General features: G+C 74.7%; 17 protein-coding genes. 9 read left to right on the top strand and 8 right to left on the bottom strand.

Annotation, left to right across the window (positions count from 1 at the left end):
* Window positions 1-66: 66 nt before the first annotated feature.
* Window positions 67-1,173 carry a hypothetical protein gene (locus SCK26_RS33370; RefSeq protein ID WP_318205084.1) on the bottom strand — a complete coding sequence of 369 codons (1,107 nt, stop codon included), beginning with the start codon at window positions 1,171-1,173 and terminating at the stop codon, window positions 67-69.
* Window positions 1,174-1,299: 126 nt separating this feature from the next.
* Between SCK26_RS33370 and SCK26_RS33365 the strand changes: the two genes are divergently transcribed.
* The gene (locus SCK26_RS33365) at window positions 1,300-1,698 is read left to right on the top strand and encodes a MarR family winged helix-turn-helix transcriptional regulator (protein WP_318206144.1); all 399 of its coding nucleotides are present in this window, start codon (window positions 1,300-1,302) and stop codon (window positions 1,696-1,698) included.
* A gap of 352 nt (window positions 1,699-2,050) precedes the next feature.
* On the opposite strand, the gene SCK26_RS33360 is transcribed toward SCK26_RS33365, so the two are convergent.
* Window positions 2,051-2,815 carry a GNAT family N-acetyltransferase gene (locus SCK26_RS33360; protein WP_318205083.1) on the bottom strand — a complete coding sequence of 255 codons (765 nt, stop codon included), beginning with the start codon at window positions 2,813-2,815 and terminating at the stop codon, window positions 2,051-2,053.
* 226 nt (window positions 2,816-3,041) lie between these two features.
* On the opposite strand from SCK26_RS33360, the gene SCK26_RS33355 reads away from it, so the two are divergent.
* The 6 genes from SCK26_RS33355 to SCK26_RS33330 all read left to right on the top strand — a co-directional run bounded on the left by SCK26_RS33355 (window position 3,042) and on the right by SCK26_RS33330 (window position 8,621).
* A complete protein-coding gene (locus tag SCK26_RS33355) occupies window positions 3,042-3,647 on the top strand; it encodes a sulfite oxidase-like oxidoreductase (protein ID WP_318205082.1) in 606 nt (201 codons plus the stop codon).
* Window positions 3,640-4,395 carry a ferredoxin reductase gene (locus tag SCK26_RS33350; protein WP_318205081.1) on the top strand — a complete coding sequence of 252 codons (756 nt, stop codon included), beginning with the start codon at window positions 3,640-3,642 and terminating at the stop codon, window positions 4,393-4,395. Before SCK26_RS33355 ends, SCK26_RS33350 begins: the two co-directional genes overlap by 8 nt.
* A gap of 273 nt (window positions 4,396-4,668) precedes the next feature.
* Entirely contained in the window at window positions 4,669-5,253 is a 585-nt protein-coding gene (locus SCK26_RS33345; RefSeq protein WP_318205080.1) for a DUF3592 domain-containing protein, read from the top strand.
* 192 nt (window positions 5,254-5,445) lie between these two features.
* On the top strand, window positions 5,446-6,414 hold the full coding sequence (locus SCK26_RS33340; protein ID WP_318205079.1) for an acetylxylan esterase: 969 nt from the start codon (window positions 5,446-5,448) through the stop codon (window positions 6,412-6,414).
* 117 nt (window positions 6,415-6,531) lie between these two features.
* Entirely contained in the window at window positions 6,532-7,722 is a 1,191-nt protein-coding gene (locus tag SCK26_RS33335) for a serine hydrolase domain-containing protein (protein WP_318205078.1), read from the top strand.
* 155 nt (window positions 7,723-7,877) lie between these two features.
* Complete coding sequence (locus tag SCK26_RS33330; RefSeq protein WP_318205077.1) at window positions 7,878-8,621, top strand: GntR family transcriptional regulator; 744 nt, start codon at window positions 7,878-7,880, stop codon at window positions 8,619-8,621.
* Here the strand turns inward: SCK26_RS33330 and SCK26_RS33325 are convergent.
* A complete protein-coding gene (locus tag SCK26_RS33325; RefSeq protein ID WP_318205076.1) occupies window positions 8,591-9,364 on the bottom strand; it encodes a class I SAM-dependent methyltransferase in 774 nt (257 codons plus the stop codon). The genes SCK26_RS33330 and SCK26_RS33325 overlap by 31 nt on opposite strands.
* Before the next feature lie 42 nt (window positions 9,365-9,406).
* On the bottom strand, window positions 9,407-9,865 hold the full coding sequence (locus SCK26_RS33320; RefSeq protein ID WP_318205075.1) for a hypothetical protein: 459 nt from the start codon (window positions 9,863-9,865) through the stop codon (window positions 9,407-9,409).
* A gap of 506 nt (window positions 9,866-10,371) precedes the next feature.
* Here SCK26_RS33320 and rho point away from each other — a divergent pair.
* Together rho and SCK26_RS33310 are read left to right on the top strand one after the other, a co-directional pair.
* A complete protein-coding gene (gene rho / locus SCK26_RS33315; RefSeq protein ID WP_318205074.1) occupies window positions 10,372-11,520 on the top strand; it encodes a transcription termination factor Rho in 1,149 nt (382 codons plus the stop codon).
* A gap of 100 nt (window positions 11,521-11,620) precedes the next feature.
* The gene (locus SCK26_RS33310) at window positions 11,621-12,796 is read left to right on the top strand and encodes a D-alanyl-D-alanine carboxypeptidase family protein (RefSeq protein WP_318205073.1); all 1,176 of its coding nucleotides are present in this window, start codon (window positions 11,621-11,623) and stop codon (window positions 12,794-12,796) included.
* An 89-nt stretch (window positions 12,797-12,885) separates the two neighbouring features.
* On the opposite strand, the gene SCK26_RS33305 is transcribed toward SCK26_RS33310, so the two are convergent.
* From SCK26_RS33305 to SCK26_RS33290, 4 genes are all read right to left on the bottom strand, one after another.
* Window positions 12,886-13,068: a hypothetical protein gene (locus SCK26_RS33305; protein WP_318205072.1), complete on the bottom strand. Its 183-nt coding sequence runs from the start codon at window positions 13,066-13,068 to the stop codon at window positions 12,886-12,888.
* 128 nt (window positions 13,069-13,196) lie between these two features.
* Window positions 13,197-14,135, bottom strand: coding sequence for a glutaminase (locus SCK26_RS33300; protein WP_318205071.1), 939 nt, complete (start codon window positions 14,133-14,135; stop codon window positions 13,197-13,199).
* A 50-nt stretch (window positions 14,136-14,185) separates the two neighbouring features.
* Window positions 14,186-15,595, bottom strand: coding sequence for an aspartate ammonia-lyase (gene aspA, locus SCK26_RS33295; RefSeq protein WP_318205070.1), 1,410 nt, complete (start codon window positions 15,593-15,595; stop codon window positions 14,186-14,188).
* Between the two features lie 65 nt (window positions 15,596-15,660).
* Window positions 15,661-16,671, bottom strand: a complete 1,011-nt coding sequence (locus tag SCK26_RS33290) for an asparaginase (RefSeq protein WP_318205069.1) — start codon at window positions 16,669-16,671, stop codon at window positions 15,661-15,663.
* Between the last annotated feature and the right edge of the window lie 40 nt (window positions 16,672-16,711).

The raw sequence follows: 16,711 nt of genomic DNA, 5'->3' as shown, positions 1-16,711 counted from the left end.
GGTCCCGCGGCCGGACGGCCACCTTACCCCACGGCCCGCGACGGCCTGTGGCCCACGGGGAGTTGGTCAGACGCCGACCGACTCCTCGGCCTCTTCCTCGGCCTCTTCCGCGGCTTCCCGCGCGGCCTCGTCCTTGGCGTGCCGCGGGCCCGTGCGTCCGGTCCCGGTTCCCGCGTGCGCGGCCTCGCTCTCGGGACCGGCGGCTTCCCGGCGGGCCCGGACGGTGCGCTCGTACAGGGCGGCGACCGCGGTCACCACGATGCCGGCCAGCAGCCAGAGCACCAGGGTCCACACGTCGCGGGCGAGGCCGTCGTTGCCGAAGTACAGCAGGCTGCGGACGCCCTCGACGAAGCCGGCGCCGTTCCAGAAGGCGTGCAGGGTGCCGAAGAAGCCGTTCTGCAGCTCGGGCCGGAACAGCCCGCCGGAACTGGTGAAGTTCAGCATCACGAACAGCACCATCATGGTCAGCGTGGTCCACCGCTTCAGGAACGTGTGCAGGCCGACGCCGATGAACAGGATGCCCGCCGAGTACACCCAGGCCATCCCCCACACGCCCGCGAGGTCGTGGTGGGCGAGGTGGAACACCGGTCCGGCGAGCAGCGCGCCGATGCCGCCGACCACCGCGGAGACACCGAGGACGAGCAGCGCGCGGACCCGCATGGCGAGTGCGGCGCCGGCGGCGCCGAGCGCGGCGACCGAGGCGTAGGAGCCGATGCTGACCGCGATCAGCAGGAAGAACAGGCCCTGTCCGGTGGGGTCGTCGGCGACCGGCCGGGCCACGTCGGTGACCTTCAGCGGCACGCCCTGCCGGGCGGCGACCGGGGTGAAGACCTTCTCCACGGCCGTGGCGCCCATGTCGGACGCGGCGCTCGCCACCAGCAGCTCGGGGGCCTTGGCGTCCGGCACGTAGGCGCCGGTGACCTCGCGGGACTCCAGCAGGCCGACGGCGTCGGCGCGGGTGGCGACCGTGCGCACGTCGAGCTTCTCCCCGCCGGTGTCCTTGACCGTCTGCGCGAAGACCTTGGCCTGTGGGGTGGTGCCGACGACGGCGACCGGCAGGTGGTGCGGCTCGGGCGTGACGAACGCCCCCATGTAGGCGAGCCCCATGCCTATGCACATCAGCAGCGGGGTGATCAGGTGCGTGAGCACATGGCGCAGTGCCGGTGACCTCATCGCGCGCGAACCTCCAAAGGTTGGCTTATACAACTGTCATCTCAAGTTGTACTATACAACTAGAACCCCGGAGGAGGTATTTCCGTGAGCGCAGCGGAGTCGGCCGTCGAGACGATCCAGCGTGAGATGACCATCTTCGCCCGCCGGGCCCGCGCCTCGGCGGGCCGCATGCACCCCGAGCTGTCGCTGGTGTCGTACACCCTGCTCGGGCACCTGGAGGAACGCGACGGCTGCCGGGCGACGGACCTGGCGGCCCATTACGCCCTGGACAAGTCCACGGTGAGCCGGCAGGTGGCGGCGCTGGAGCGGGCGGCGCTGATCGAGCGCCGGCTGGACCCGGAGGACCACCGGGTCCAGGTGCTGCACCTGACGGAGGCGGGCCGGGAGATCCTGGCCCAGGTCACCCGCAGCCGCCGGGCGGCCTTCCGGGAACGGCTCGCCGAGTGGCCACAGGAGGACCTGGTGCGGTTCGCGGCGTACCTGGAGCGCTACAACGCCGGGCCGGCCGGCGCCGACGCGGAGTGAGCGGCAGCCGGACACCGCGCGAGGCACGCACGGACGCCGGCCGTGGAGCACCCCGACACCGGCCGAGGACACCGTGACGCCCGCCGGCGGAGCGCCCGGCCGAGCCGGGAAGCGCGCCCCGGCCCGCCTCGCCGGCGTCCCACGCGGCCGCCGGCCGGGACGGCCCGGCGCCGGCCGCGCGGGCGTCCCGGCCGTGAACGAGGGACCCTGAAGGGCGTTGCAGAAGGCAGACCGATCCTGCAAAAGGGGGTCCGAAGGCGCCGCCGGGACGGTGGAAACCGCCGCACAATCGGGCAGTTGATCTTGCCGTGGGTGGCCGGGTCCTGTCGTGATCGCCGTTCTGCAACGCCCTTTAGGCCACCGGCACCGGCTCGCGGTCGTCGTCGGTCTGGCGCTGCGGTGCCCGCGCCTCCAGGAACGTCGTGCGGCGGCGCAGCCGGAAGCCGAGGGACTCGTACAGCCGGATGGCGCCGGTGTTCCCGGCGCCGGTGTGCAGGAAAGGTGTCTCCCCGCGCTCCCGGATGCCGTGCGCCACCGCGAGGACCAGCCGGGTGGCCAGGCCCTGGCCGCGGAAGGCGGGATCGGTGCAGACCGCGCTGATCTCGGTCCAGCCCGGCGGGTGCAGCCGCTCCCCCGCCATGGCGACCAGCGCGCCGTCGCGGCGGATGCCGAGGTAGGTGCCGAGTTCCACGGTGCGCGGCAGGAACGGTCCGGGCCGGGTGCGCGCCACCAGGTCCAGCATCTCCGGCACGTCCGCCGGGCCGAGGCGCACCGCCTCCGGGTCCGGCGCGGCGGCCAGCCCGTCGTCCACCAGCTGCACGCCCTCGACCCGGAAGGTGATCTCCCACCCGTCCGGGACCCGGCCGCGGAAGCCGGGCAGCGGGACCTCGGCGCCGGGACCGGCCAGCGCGGCGAGGTCCGCCCAGTCCCGCTCGTCGGGGTCGTCCGGCAGCGCCAGCCACGGCGAGACGTCGGCGGGGTAGCGCAGCACCCGGCCGCGCCGCTCGGCGAAGCGGGCGTGCGGGCCGGTCAGGGAGGCGAGGGCCGGGTTGTCGAGGACGTGCGGGACGCCGGCGGCGCTCCGGCCGGGGCCGCCCGGGCCGCTCACGGCGCTCATCCGGCCCCCTCGGTCGCGGTCCTGGTCACATGGGCCTGGGGCATCCTCGTTTCCTCGCTTCTCTCGGCGTTCGCTCGCTGTGTCACCGGCCCACCGGGGCCGGCACCGATCGGCAAGGAGCGGCGCCGGGGCGGTATTCCCGCCTCCCGGCAGTGTTCATACGGCCGCAACGATGGGGCCGCCGGCCGGGCGCGGAGCATCCGGAACGACAGCGTACGGTTGAACCATGAACGTCACGCGAGGCTTCACGGGCCGCCCGCGCGTCGAGAACCCGGGGCTGCCGCCCGGGCAGTACGACGCGCGCGAGGACTGGCCCGTCCTGTCCGCCGAGGTCACCCCGGACCTCTCCCCCGCCGACTGGTCCTTCCGCGTCGACGGCCTGGTCGAGCGCCCGCACACCTGGGACTGGGACGCGGCGCACGCGTTGCCGGCGTCGGCGTACGAGGGCGACATCCACTGTGTGACCGGCTGGTCGAAGTTCGGCGTGCGCTTCGGCGGCGTCTCGCTGGACGCCTTCTTCGGTGTGGTGCGGCCACAGGGGTCCGCCACACATGCCCTCGCCTACTCCCACACCGGTTACACCGCCAACCTGCCGCTCGCCGACCTCACCGGCGGGCGGGCCTGGATCGTCCGGGAGTACGACGGGGCGCCGCTGCCGCCCGAGCACGGCGGCCCGGCGCGGCTGGTGGTGCCGCACCTGTACTTCTGGAAGAGCGTCAAGTGGATCGCGGGCATCACGCTCCTCGACCACGACGAGCCGGGCTTCTGGGAGCGCAACGGCTACCACGCGCGCGGCAATCCGTGGGAGGAGCAGCGGTACTCCGGTGACTGAGACGACGACTCCCGTGACGCGGTTCGCGGTGCCCGGGCGGATCGCCGTGAGCGGCCCGGCGGCGTCACGCTGGCAGACGGCCACGCTGACGGAGATCCGCCGCGAGACGCCGCGCGCGAGCACGTTCCGGCTGGCGGTGCCGGCGTGGGCGGGGCATCTGCCGGGCCAGCACCTGATGCTGCGGCTGACCGCGGCGGACGGTTACGCGGCGCAGCGCCACTATTCGATCGCGTCGGCGCCGGACGCGTCCGGGCACATCGAGCTGACCCTGGACCGGGTGCCGGACGGCGAGGTCTCCGGCTGGTTCCACACGGTGGCCCGGCCCGGCGACACGGTGGAGGTGCGCGGCCCGCTCAGCGGTTTCTTCGCCTGGCCGGGCGACCGGCCCGCGCTGCTGCTCGGGGCCGGTTCGGGAGTCGTTCCGCTGATGTCGATGGTGCGGCACCACCGGGCGCGCGGCCTGACCGTCCCGCTGCGGATGCTGGTGTCGGCGCGCGGCCCCGAGGACCTGATCTACGCGCCCGAACTGGGCGCGGAGACGACCCCCGTGTTCACCCGCAGCGCGCCGCCCGGTGTGCCGGTGGGACGTATGACGGCCGCACATGTGGCGCCGCTCCTGGCCGAGCAGCCGGCCGGTGGGTGGGAGGCCTATGTGTGCGGTTCCAACGCCTTCGCCGAGCACGTCTCCCGGCTGCTGGTCGCGGCGGGCCAGCCGGTGGATCGCATCCGCATCGAGCGCTTCGGCTGAGGCCGACGGGGACCCGCTGTCACCCCTTCGGGCCGCAGGCGGTTCGTCCCGCGGGCCGCACCGGCGCCCGGGTCGCGCGGCGGCGCCCGGCGCGCGATCGTGGGGCGCGTGGTGGCCGCCGTGCGCCATTTGGGCCGGAACTCGCGGTTCGCGGCATGCGCGAGGTGCGCCGAACGGGGTACGAGACGGATGTGGAGGCTCGTGCGCGGGAGCGGCGGGACGGCGGTCAGGCCCGGCCGGCTCACCGGCTCCGGCGGTGACGAGGAGGTGGTCATGCGTACCCGGGTGCGTGGCTGGCGCTGGCGGCGCAATCCGCTGCGGCGCCGGTCGGACGTCGTGGAGGCGTGGACGGTGCTGGTGGTCACCGTCCTGCTGTGCGTGGCCGCGCCGCTGGTGGGGGTGTTCACCGGGCTGCACGCCCATGACCAGGCCCGGGCACTGGCCGCGGTGCAGCGGGCCGAGCGCCACGAGGTGCGGGCCGTCGTGGTGAGCGACCCGGCCGGGCGGCCCGCCGCGGCCCAGGGCGAGCGCCGGCAGCCCTACCGCGCCCAGGTGCGCTGGACCGAGCCGGGCCAGGTCGTCCGGACGGCGTGGGTCCGGGTGCCCGCCGGGGCCCGCCCCGGGGAGCCGGTCTCGGTGTGGTTCGACTCCCGGGGCCGCAATGTGGCGGCGCCGCCGGACGACATGGCGGTGTGGCAGCACGCGGTGACCGTCGGCCTGTGCGCGGCGGGCGGCACGGCGGCGGCGGTGTTCCTGGCCCGGGTGATCGAGCGCCGGATCGCCCTGCGGCACCGGCTCGCCGAGTGGGAGCGGGAGTGGGAGCGGACGGGGCCGCGGTGGACCCAGCCACGGATGTGACCGGCGAGTGACCCGATCACTGCGCGTCTGCCGCCGCTGTGCGCGCCCACCGGGAGCAAACGCTTGCTCAATCCCGGACCTGGAGCGTTGAATCTCCGGCGGGGTGACAGGACCTGTTATGTCCCTGGCGAGTGATCCGACCACCCACGTACGGTGAGACCGCACAGTCTTCCTTCACAAAGGCGGTTGTTGATGGCCCTGTTCGATCTGCCCCTGGACGAACTCCGCGCGTACCGCAGCGAGTCCACCGAGCCGGAGGACTTCGACGCCTTCTGGGAGAAGACGCTCGAACAGGCCCGTGAGCACGACCTGGACGCGCGCTTCGAGCCGGTGGAGACCGGTCTGACCACGGTCGAGGTCTACGACGTGACGTTCGCCGGGTTCGGCGGCCATCCCGTCAAGGGCTGGCTGCGGCTGCCCGCCGGGGCCACCGGACCGCTGCCCGTGGTGGTGGAGTTCCTCGGCTACGGCGGCGGGCGCGGCCTGCCGCACGAGAGCCTGCTCTGGGCGTCGACGGGCCGGGCGCACTTCCTGATGGACACCCGCGGACAGGGCAGTGCCTGGGGCGGCGGGGGCGCCACCGCGGACCCGGTGGGCGCGGCACCGGCCTACCCCGGATACATGACGCGGGGCATCGAGGCGCCCGAGAACTACTACTACCGCCGGGTGATCACGGACGCGGTGCGCGCGGTGGAGGCGGCCCGCTCGCACCCGCTGGCCGACGCGACGCGGACCGCGGTCCTCGGTGCCAGCCAGGGCGGCGGCCTCACGATCGCGGTCGGCGCCCTGGTCCCCGACCTGGTCGCGGTCGCGCCGGACGTGCCGTTCCTGTGCGACTTCCCGCGCGCGGTGACCCTGACCGACCGCCACCCGTACCGGGAGATCGGCCTCTTCCTCAAGACGTACCGCGGGCGCACCGCCGAGGTGCGGCGCACGCTGTCCTACTTCGACGGGGTGCACTTCGCGGCCCGGGGCCGGGCGCCCGCGCTGTTCTCGGCGGCCCTGGAGGACCAGACGTGCCCGCCGTCGACCGTGTTCGCGGCGTTCAACGCCTGGGGCCACGAGGACAAGACCATCGAGGTGTACGACTTCAACGACCACGAGGGCGGCGGCCCGTTCCACGAGGCGGCGAAGGTGCGCTGGCTGCGCTCGTACGCCTGAGCCCCGCCGACGGGCCGGGGCCCGCCCTTCCCTCCGGACGGGGCAGTCCGTACGTTCTGGAACGCCCCCGGGCCGCGGCCGGCGCGGACCGGGGCCACCGGCGACGACGGAGGCCTCATGTCCACACAGGAGACACGGCGGACGGCGCGGACGGCCGCGGCGGTCCACGGGCACTGCGACCCGCGGTTCGCCGGGGTACGGCAGGCCTTCGAGGACAACTTCCGCGAACGCGGGGAACTGGGCGCCGCGGTGGCGGTCACGGTCGGCGGGAAGACGGTGGTGGACCTGTGGGGCGGCTGGGCGGACCCGGCGCGGACCCGGCCCTGGGAGCGGGACACGGTGGTGAACGTGTGGTCGACCACCAAGGGCGTCGTGGCCCTGTGCGCCCACCTCCTGGCCGGCCGGGGATTGCTCGACCTGGACGCGCCGGTGGCCGCGTACTGGCCGGAATTCGCCGCCGAGGGCAAGGAGCGGGTGCTGGTACGGCACCTGCTGTCGCACCGCGCAGGGCTGCCCGGGCTGCGCAGGCCGCACACCCTGGAGCAGCTGTACGACTGGGAGCTGACCACCGGCCGGCTCGCCGCCACGGCGCCCTGGTGGGAGCCGGGCACCCGGTCGGGGTACCACGTGCTGACCTACGGCTTCCTGGTCGGGGAGGTGGTGCGGCGGGTCTCGGGGCTGCGCCTGGGGGCCTTCCTGGAGCGGGAGCTGACCGGGCCGCTCGGGGGCGGCTTCACGGTGGGGCTGCCGGCCCGGCAGGCCGGCCGGGCGGCCGAGCTGGTGCCCGCGCCGGCCCGGCCGCCGGCCGAACAGGCCGCGTTCTTCGGCAAGTTGACGCCGGTCGCGCGGGCCGCACTGACCAACCCGGCCGCCGGTCCCGCGCAGGCGAACAGCGCCGGCTGGCGGGCGGCGGAGCTACCGGCGGCCAACGGGCACGGCACCGCGCGGGCCGTGGCGGCGCTGTACGGCGTCCTCGCCGGGCGCGGCGCGTTCGGCGGCCGGCGGTTCCTGCCGGCCGGGGCCGCGGAGCGGGTGCGCGAGAGCGAGGGCTCGGGCCGCGACCTGGTGCTGGGCGCGGCCTTGGAGGAGGACACCGAGATCGGGCTCGGTCTGTGGCTGAGCGGGCCCCGAGGTCTGTACGGGCCGAACCCGCGCGCTTTCGGCCATGACGGCTTCGGTGGTTCCTGCGGGCTCGCCGACCCGGAGGCCGGGGTGTCGCTGGGCTATGTGATGAACCGCATGGGGTCCCGCTTGGCCGATGATCCGCGGAAGACAGCGCTGGTCGACGCCCTCTACCGCGCCTTGTGAGCGCGCGTCGCGGCGCCTCGGTGACCGCCGTGGGACGCGGGCGGATTTCGGTCGAAACCACCGATCACCCTTCCCTCGTGGTTTAGACCAATGCTAATTGTGGTCGCGCACCGAACCCGTACGACTACGTCTTGTCACCGACAGGAGGGCGCGGCATGGCCCGCACCACCCCGCACGATCCACCGCCCGACGACGGCCGGCCCCTGTACGGACGCATAGCGGCACTGCTGCTCGGCGAGCTGCGCGACGGCACGATTCCGCCGGGCGAGCGGCTGCCGGGCGAACGGCACCTGGCCGCGCACTTCGGGGTCAGCCGGGAGACCGTCCGCCAGGCGCTGGAGGTGCTGCGCCGCGGCGGTGTGGTCGCCACCGACCGGCGGGGCAGCCACGCCATGCTGCCCGGCCGGCCGGTGGAGTCGCCGGATTCGCTCGCCTTCCCGGTGGGCGCCCGGCCGGCGGATCCGTGCGCGGTCGACCGGGCGACGGTGACCTGGGAGGTGCCGCCGCCGGAGCACGCGCGGGAACTGGACCTGGCGCCGCACCGGCCGACGCTGGTGCACCGCTACCGGTCGGTCACGCCGGACGGCCGGTCGCTGCGGACGGCGGTGACCTCGTTCTCGGCGGTGGCCCTGGCCGAGGTGGCGGAGCTGGCCCGGTACCGGGACCGGGCCGACGGCGCCACGCCCGCGCAGTTGGGACGGGCCTACGACTGGATGCGCAAGGCCGGACTGTGCCTGCACCACCGGGACTGCATCACCCACGTGTCACAGGCCTCCTCGGTCCGGGTGACCCGGCACGTGCACGACCAGTACGCGCGCCCGCTGGAGATCACCGATCTGGTGGTGCACGCCGAACAGGACGCGCTGGTCTACGAGTTCACCCTGCCCGCCGCGGTGTGACCCGCCGGGCCCGGCGCGCCGGCGGTCCGGGCCACCACCAGCCGGCCGCGCGGGCCGCCGCCGGCCAGCCGGCCGAACCCGGGCAGGACGCGCGTCTCGACCGCGAACCCCGCCCGCTCCAGCTCCCCGAGGACGGCGCCGGGCCGCAGCGCCCGGTAGTACATGACGAACGGTGGCCGCCACAGCGCGTTGCGCACCCGCATCACCGTGTCGAAGCCCCACAGCAGCCAGTAGCCGGGTTGCGTGGGGCGGGGCGGGGCGAACACCGGGAAGGCGAAGCGGCCGCCGGGCCGCAGCGCCGAGCGGACCCCGGCGAAGAGCGCCGGCAGTTCCGCCGGCAGGAAGTGGCCGAACGCCCCGAAGGAGACGACGAGATCGAAGGCGGCGGTGAACGGCAGGGCCCGGGCGTCGCCGCGTACCCAGGCGACCCGGGGCGGGGCGGCGGGGCGCACCCGGTGCCGGGCGACGTCGAGCATGCCGGCGCTGAAGTCGAGCCCGGTGACGCTCCCTTGGCACAGCCGGGCCAGCGGACGGATCCCGGCGCCGGTGCCGCAGCACAGGTCGAGTCCGTCCGTGAACGGCCCGAGCGGCGCGAGCGCCCCGGCCACGGCGTCCAGCACGTCGTCGGGGGTGCGGAAGGGGGTGTGGTCGAACTTCGGCGCGAGCAGGTCGTATCCGTGCTCGACGGACGACAGCGCCTGCACGGCGAGTTCGCGCAGCGTGGGACCTCCGGGACCGAACATGGCGGCAGCCTACGACGGCGCCGCGGGCCGCCGCCCCGCCCGTCAGCCGTAGGTCTTGCGGCAGAGGCGGACGACCTCGGGGGCGGCCACGCCGTCCGCCCGGCGGCACAGGTCGCGCATCACGGCGGCGGGCGGCCGGGAGACCGTACGGGGACGGGGAACCGGGTGCCGGCCGGACGGCCGGTGCTCCGCGCGCGGAGCGCGGGCCGGCGAGGCGGTGGCCGGGGACGGGGCGGCGGAGGCCGGTGCGCCGGACGCGGGGCCGCGGGTCCGCGCCGCCGGGCCGGGACGGTCCGGGTGTCCCTTGCCGGTGCGCACGAGCGCGGCCCGGTCGGCAGGATCGCCGGCCGGCGCCCGCAGGACCGACGGTACGGCCGGGGCGTTCGGCGGGAGGGTGCGCCGGGAGCCGGCGGGAGCGGGGTCGGGACCAGGAGTGACGGTGGTGCAGCCGGCGACGCTCACCAGCGCCGCCACCACCAGCGGAAGAAGTCGGCGAGGCACCCGCCCACTGTGCCGCACCCCCGGGTGCCGCGGCCCGCTCCACGCCGGACGACCACTCCCACGAGCGACCGGCCGGGACGACGCGCCTCCGCCGCGGTCCGGCCGGCGTCCGCGCCGGACGCCACCAACTCTCCCGCGCCGCCTTGCCGTTGCGCGTGCCACGGCCGGCAGGTCCGGAGAGGACGTGCGGTCCCGCGGGAATGCCACGTTCCGGTGCTGTGTTGACGGAATCACGGACACCGCGCCCCAAGCAGTGGTAGCGTGCTGTCAGCACTCGTGCACGCCCAAGGTGGGCGCCGGTGCCAGTCTCTCTCAGCTGATCGGTTCGCCGCCGTCCCGGGATCCCCCGGTCCCCGGCGCGTCAGCTTCCCGGTACCGCCTCGTGACGGCCTTCTCCGCCGTACCCGGGGCGTCCCTCCCGCCGCCCGGAGGCAGTCGCAGACGCCTCCCGCTCGCGGCCCCGCCCCCGCTTCTCCTTCCTGTTCCGTCCGCGAAAGGACATCCGCATGACCACCGCACTCGCACCCCGCCCCGAGGCCTCGCAGGCGCCGTCCGCCCCGCTCGTCACCGGCGTCCTGGACATCGACGCGCACGGGAAGGGGCACCTGAGGGCCGCGAACCTGCTGCCCTCCCCCGCCGATCCGCAGCTCACGGCGGCGCTCGTGCGCCGCCACGGACTGCGCAAGGGCGACCTGGTCGAAGGCGTCCGGGGCGCCCAGCGGGCCCTGACCGAGATCGCGCGTGTCAACGGACGCGCTCCCGGAGAGCCCCGTGCCAGGCGCCACTTCCACGACCTCACCCCGCTCCACCCGCACCGGCGGCTGCGCCTGGAACACCCCGGCGCCGGACTGACCGGGCGCGTCGCCGATCTGCTCGCACCGGTCGGCAAGGGCCAGCGCGGCCTGGTCGTGGCCCCGCCCAAGAGCGGCAAGACCGTGCTGCTCCAGCAGCTCGCCGCCGCCGTGGCCGGCAACCACCCCGAGTGCCGGCTGATGGTCCTGCTGCTCGACGAACGGCCCGAGGAGGTCACCGAGATGCGCCGCTCGGTGCGCGGGGAGGTGTTCGCCTCCACCTTCGACCGCTCGCCGAAGGACCACATCGCCCTCGCCGAACTGGTCGTGGAGCGGGCCAAGCGGCTGGTCGAGGCCGGCGAGGACGTCGTCGTGCTGCTGGACTCGCTGACCCGGCTGTGCCGGGCGTACAACAACGCCTCCGCCGCCGGCGGCCGCACCCTGAGCGGCGGTGTGGACGCGGGCGCGCTGATCGGTCCCAAGCGGTTCTTCGGCGCCGCGCGCCAGGCCGAGGAGGGCGGCTCCCTCACCATCCTCGCCACGGCGCTGGTGGACACCGGTTCCCGCGCCGACGGCTACTTCTTCGAGGAGCTGAAGGGTACCGGCAACATGGAACTGTGCCTGGACCGGGAGCTGGCCGCCCGGCGCGTCTTTCCCGCCGTGGACCTCGACGCCAGCGGCACCCGCCGCGAGGAACTCCTGCTCGAACCGGCCGAGTTGGCCGCGACCCGCGGACTGCGCCGCGCCCTGCGCTCCCGCGAGAGCGGTCCGTCCGCCATGGAGACCCTGCTCGAACGGCTGCGCGCCACCCCCGACAACGCCACGTTCCTGCGGCAGATCCGGCCCACCCTCCCGGCCGGCTGACGGCCGCGCCGGGACGGTCCGGTGCGGCATCTGGGTTGCCCGGCGCCCCGAACGGCCCCGACAGGGTGAGGGACCTCCACCCTGTTCGTAGGTTGATCGTATGGTCACCGGATTCTCGTATCGTGCGGCAATGTCGGCCTGCTCCCTCTGTGTGGCGGGCCTGCTGGTGCTCACACCGGCCGCTGCCGCCGCCGGACCCCCGGCCGGGGAGCCCGCGCCGCCCCGCCCGCCGGCGGCGATGCCCGGGCCGTCCCTGCTGTACCGGTCCGGCACCCAGGTCCGGCCGCACCGGGACGCACCGGAACCGCCCGGCCTCTCGGCGCTCTCCTGGCTCATCGCCGACGCGAGCAGCGGCGAGGTGCTGGCCGCCCACGACGCGCACCGCGAACTGCCTCCCGCCAGCACCCTGAAGACCCTGTTCGCCCTCACCGTGCTGCCGGTGCTGCCCGGCGGACTCCGGCACACCGTGCGCTACGACGAACTGGCCGATGTCGGCGAGGGCAGCAGCCTGGTCGGAGTCGAGGAGGGGCACACCTACCGGGTGGCCGACCTGTGGCGCGGCGTGTTCCTCAGCTCCGGCAACGACGCCGTGCACGTCCTCGCGCGGCTCGGCGGCGGCTGGGCCGCCACGGCCGCCCGCATGCAGGACAAGGCCCGCTCGCTCGGCGCGCTGGACACCCATGTGGTCTCCCCGGACGGCTACGACGCCCCCGGCCAGGTCTCCTCCGCCTTCGACCTGGCGGTGTTCGGCCGGGCGGGCCTGCGCAACCCCGACTTCGCCCGGTACTGCGCCACCGCCGAGGCCGACTTCCCCGGTGACGGCTCGTCGTACCCCATCGAGAACACCAACCGGCTGCTGACCGGCGAGGACGGCGTGACGCCGTACCCGGGGCTGATCGGGATCAAGAACGGCTACACCAGCAACGCGGGCAACACCCTGGTCGCCGCGGCACGCCGGGACGGGCACACCCTCGTGGTGAGCGTGCTGAACCCGCAGGCCGACGGCGGCCTCACCGTGTACGAGGAGGCCCGCGCGCTGCTCGACTGGGGCTTCGCGGCCGCCGGCGAGGTGGACCCGGTGGGTTCGCTGGACGGGCTGCGCCCGCCCTCCCGTGCCGAGCCGCCGGCCCTGCCGGTCGCGGCGGCGGGACCACCGGCCTCGGACGACGACTCCGGGTGGTCCCCCGCCGCCGTCGTCGCGGGGCTCTCAGGGCTCGGCGCGGGAGCGGTGGCGCTGGCGTTGCGGGCCAAAGGCGGCAGGGCGGCCCGGGGCTGACCCGCCGGCAGGCCGGACAGCAGGTCCGGCGAGACCCGGACGCAGGCGTTGGCGCCGACGAATCCGGCGGGGCCGGAGGCGTCGCCGGCTCACAGCCGCACCAGGTGGTGCGCCCAGGAGACCGGCCTGACCGGGCAGGCCGCCGTGCCGGTGGCCGCCCGGCGGACGCGCCAGGCCCCCACGCACGGTGTCGGCAGCACCGCCGACGCCCACAGCGGGCGGCCGGGCTCGCCGAGCCGGGCCAGCACCCCTTGCAGCGACTGGTTCGACACACAGTCGAGGCGGCCGGCCCGGTCTCGGCGGCGCCCGCCCAGCGGTACCGGCCGGTCGTCAGCGACCGGCAGGAGATGGAGGGAAACCGTTGCCGGCCGGGCGCGGTCCGCGCATGCCTTCCCGGGGTTCAGAACACCGACAGGCCCGTGAGTGTGGTGAAGCGGTCCAGGGCCGCGACCCCGGCGACCGAGTTGCCGCGTTCGTCCAGGCCCGGGCTCCACACGCACAGCGTGCACCGGCCCGGTACGACGGCGATGATCCCGCCGCCGACGCCGCTCTTGCCGGGCAGGCCCACCCGGTAGGCGAAGTCTCCCGCCGCGTCGTAGGTGCCGCAGGTCAGCATGATCGCGTTGACCTGCTTGGCCTGGCTGCGGCTGAGCAGCCGGCTGCCGTCGGCGCGGATGCCGTGCCGGGCGAGGAAGCCGGTGGCCAGGGCCAGGTCGGCGCAGGAGGCGGCGACGGAGCACTGGCGGAAGTACTGGTCGAGCAGAGCGGGGACGTCGTTGTCGATGTTGCCGTAGGACGCCATGAAGTGGGCGAGGGCGGCGTTGCGGTCGCCGTGCGCGGTCTCGGAGGCGGCGACCTCGGTGTCGAAGTCGAGCGCCGGGTTGCCGCTCTCGGCGCGCAGGAAGGCGAGCAGCTCGCCGGCGGCGTCCCCGGTACGGGTCTGCAGGCGGTCGGTGACGACGAGGGCGCCCGCGTTGATGAAGGGATTGCGCGGGATGCCGTTCTCGTACTCGAGCTGGACCAGGGAGTTGAACGGGTTGCCGGAGGGTTCGCGGCCCACGTGCTCCCAGAGTTCGTCGCCTTCCCGGGCCAGGTCCAGGGCGAGCGTGAACACCTTGGTGATCGACTGCGCGGAGAACGGCTGCCGCCAGTCCCCCACCCCGTACACCGTGCCGTCCGGCTCGGCGACGGCCATGCCGAAGCTGCGCGGGTCGCGGGCCGCGAGGGCCGGGATGTAGTCGGCGGGACGGCCGCGCCCGGGCGTGTGGCTGATCTCCTCGGCGATGCGCTCCAGGACCGGCAGGAAGGTGGCGGACGACGTCGTTGTCATGATCACCATTGTGCCTCCCGGCCGGTCCCGGGGCCGTGTCGTGGTGTCCTCGCCGCAGGTCAGGCGGCCGGTGCGCCGCTGCCCGCGACGACCTCCGGGCGCAGCAGCTCGGCCAGCCGGCCGGCCGGCAGCAGGCCCTTCTCCAGCACCAGTTCGGCCACGCCGCGGCCGGTGGCGAGGGCCTCCTTGGCGATGTCGGTGGCGGCCGTGTAGCCGATGTGCGGGTTGAGCGCGGTGACCAGGCCGATGGAGTTCTCGACGGTCGCGCGCAGCCGCTCGGTGTTGGCGGTGATGCCCTGCACGCAGCGCTCGGCCAGCGTGCGGCAGGCGCTCTGCAGGTGGGTGATGGACTCCGACAGGGAGTGCAGGATGATCGGCTCGAAGGCGTTGAGCTGGAGCTGCCCGGCCTCGGCGGCCATGGTGATGGCGACGTCGTTGCCGATCACCTCGAACGCGACCTGGTTGACCACCTCGGGGATGACCGGGTTGACCTTGCCCGGCATGATCGAGGAGCCGGCCTGCACCGGCGGCAGGTTGATCTCGCCGAGGCCCGCGCGCGGACCGGAGGACAGCAGGCGCAGGTCGTTGCAGCTCTTGGAGAGCTTGACCGCGACCCGCTTCAGGACGCCCGACATCTGGACGAAGGCGCCGCAGTCCTGCGTGGCCTCGACCAGGTTGGCGGCCGTCACCAGCGGCAGGCCGGTGAGGGCGGACAGGTGGCGGCGGGCGGCCTCGGCGTAGCCGGCCGGTGCGTTGAGGCCGGTGCCGATGGCCGTGGCGCCGAGGTTGATCTCATGGATCAGCTCGACGGCCTCGGCGAGACGGCTGCGGTCCTCCTCGATCATGACGGCGAACGCGGAGAACTCCTGGCCGAGCGTCATGGGGACCGCGTCCTGCAACTGTGTGCGGCCCATCTTGAGCACGTCACGGAACTCGACGGCCTTCCGGGCGAAGGCGTCCTGCAGTACGGACATCGACTTGAGCAGTCCGTGTACCGCGAAGACCGTCGCGATCTTGACGGCTGTCGGGTAGACGTCGTTGGTCGACTGGCTCAGGTTGACGTCCTCGTTGGGATGCAGATACGCGTACTGCCCCTTGGCGTGGCCCATCAGCTCCAGCGCGCGGTTGGCCACGACCTCGTTGGCGTTCATGTTCGTGGAGGTGCCGGCGCCGCCCTGGACGACGTCCACGACGAACTGGTCGTGCAGCTTCCCGGCGCGGATCTCGCGGCAGGCGGCGACGATCGCGGCGGCCTTCGCGGGCGCCAGCAGGCCGAGTTCCTCGTTGGCGAGGGCGGCGGCCTCCTTGACGGCGGCCAAGGCGTCGATGAGGTGCGGGTAGGCGGAGATCGGGGTGCCGGTGATGGGGAAGTTCTCCGTCGCGCGCAGGGTGTGGATGCCCCAGTACGCGTCGGCGGGCACGTCGCGGTCGCCGAGCAGGTCGTGTTCGCTGCGGGTGGCGGCGGTCATGAGGTCTCTTTCTGGGGTACGGAGGTGAGGGCGCCCCTGGCCGGGGCGCCGGGCGGGACGGAGCGCTACGCGGTGACCGGAACCGGGTCCAGCGCCCGCACCGGCCGCACGCACCCCACCGGCTCCCCGCCGCCGAGCAGCGGCTCCCCGGCGAACTCGGTCAGCAGCCCGGCATCGACGCCCGCGCGCGCGAGCGCGGCCGCGGCGACCGGTATCCGCGCCCGGTTCGCCCCGTCGGCGATCTTCACGGCGACGGCCGTGCCGTCGGGCAGCGCGGCGGCCTGTACGCCCTCGAAGCCGTCCTTGGCGAGCAGTCCGGGCACGGCCCGCATGAGCGCGGCGACGTCCCGGCCGGAGCCGGAGGCCATCTCGGCGTGCTCGCGCATGGCGTCGGCGACCTTGGCCTCGGGGGTGCCGGGGGCGGCGGAGGTGATCCGGGCGAGGGCGCGGGCGAGGCCGTGCAGGGAGACGGCGAACAGCGGGGCGCCGCAGCCGTCCACGGTGACCCGGGCGATCCGCTGGCCGGTCAGCTCCTCGACGGTGGCGGCGATCTTCCGCTGGAGCGGGTGCGCCGGGTCCAGGTAGTCCTCCAGGGACCAGCCGTTGAGCTTGGCCGTCCACAGCATGGCGGCGTGCTTGCCGGAGCAGTTCTGGGCGAGCCGCGAGGGCATGCGGCCCTCCCGCACCCAGGCGTCCCGGACGACCGGGTCGAACGGCATGTCGGGCACGTTGCGCAGGTCGTCCTCGGCGAGGCCGGCGAGTTCCAGCAGGCGCCGGGTGCCGGCGAGGTGCCGCTCCTCGCCGGAGTGGCTGGCGGCGGCCAGTGACAGCAGTTCGCCGTCGAGCGGCAGCCCGGCCCGCAGCATGGCCACGGCCTGGAGGGGCTTGAGGGCCGAGCGCGGGTAGAAGGCCGCCTCGGTGTCGCCGAGCCGGAACCGGACCCGGCCGTCGGGGCCGAGGACGACGACGGAGCCGTAGTGGACGCCCTCGACGATCCCGCCGCGCACGAGGTGCGCGACGGGGGCGTGGAGGGGTTCGCGGACGAGGGGTGCCTCGGTGGGGGGACTGCTGTACATCTTTGCCTGCATCATGGGGTCGGGGTCGGCCGGACGCGGG

It is taken from the genome of Streptomyces sp. SCL15-4, assembly GCF_033366695.1.
GTDB lineage: Bacteria > Actinomycetota > Actinomycetes > Streptomycetales > Streptomycetaceae > Streptomyces.
The sequence above is the reverse complement of the archived record's forward strand: the minus strand, read 5'-3'. Positions and strand labels throughout refer to the sequence as shown.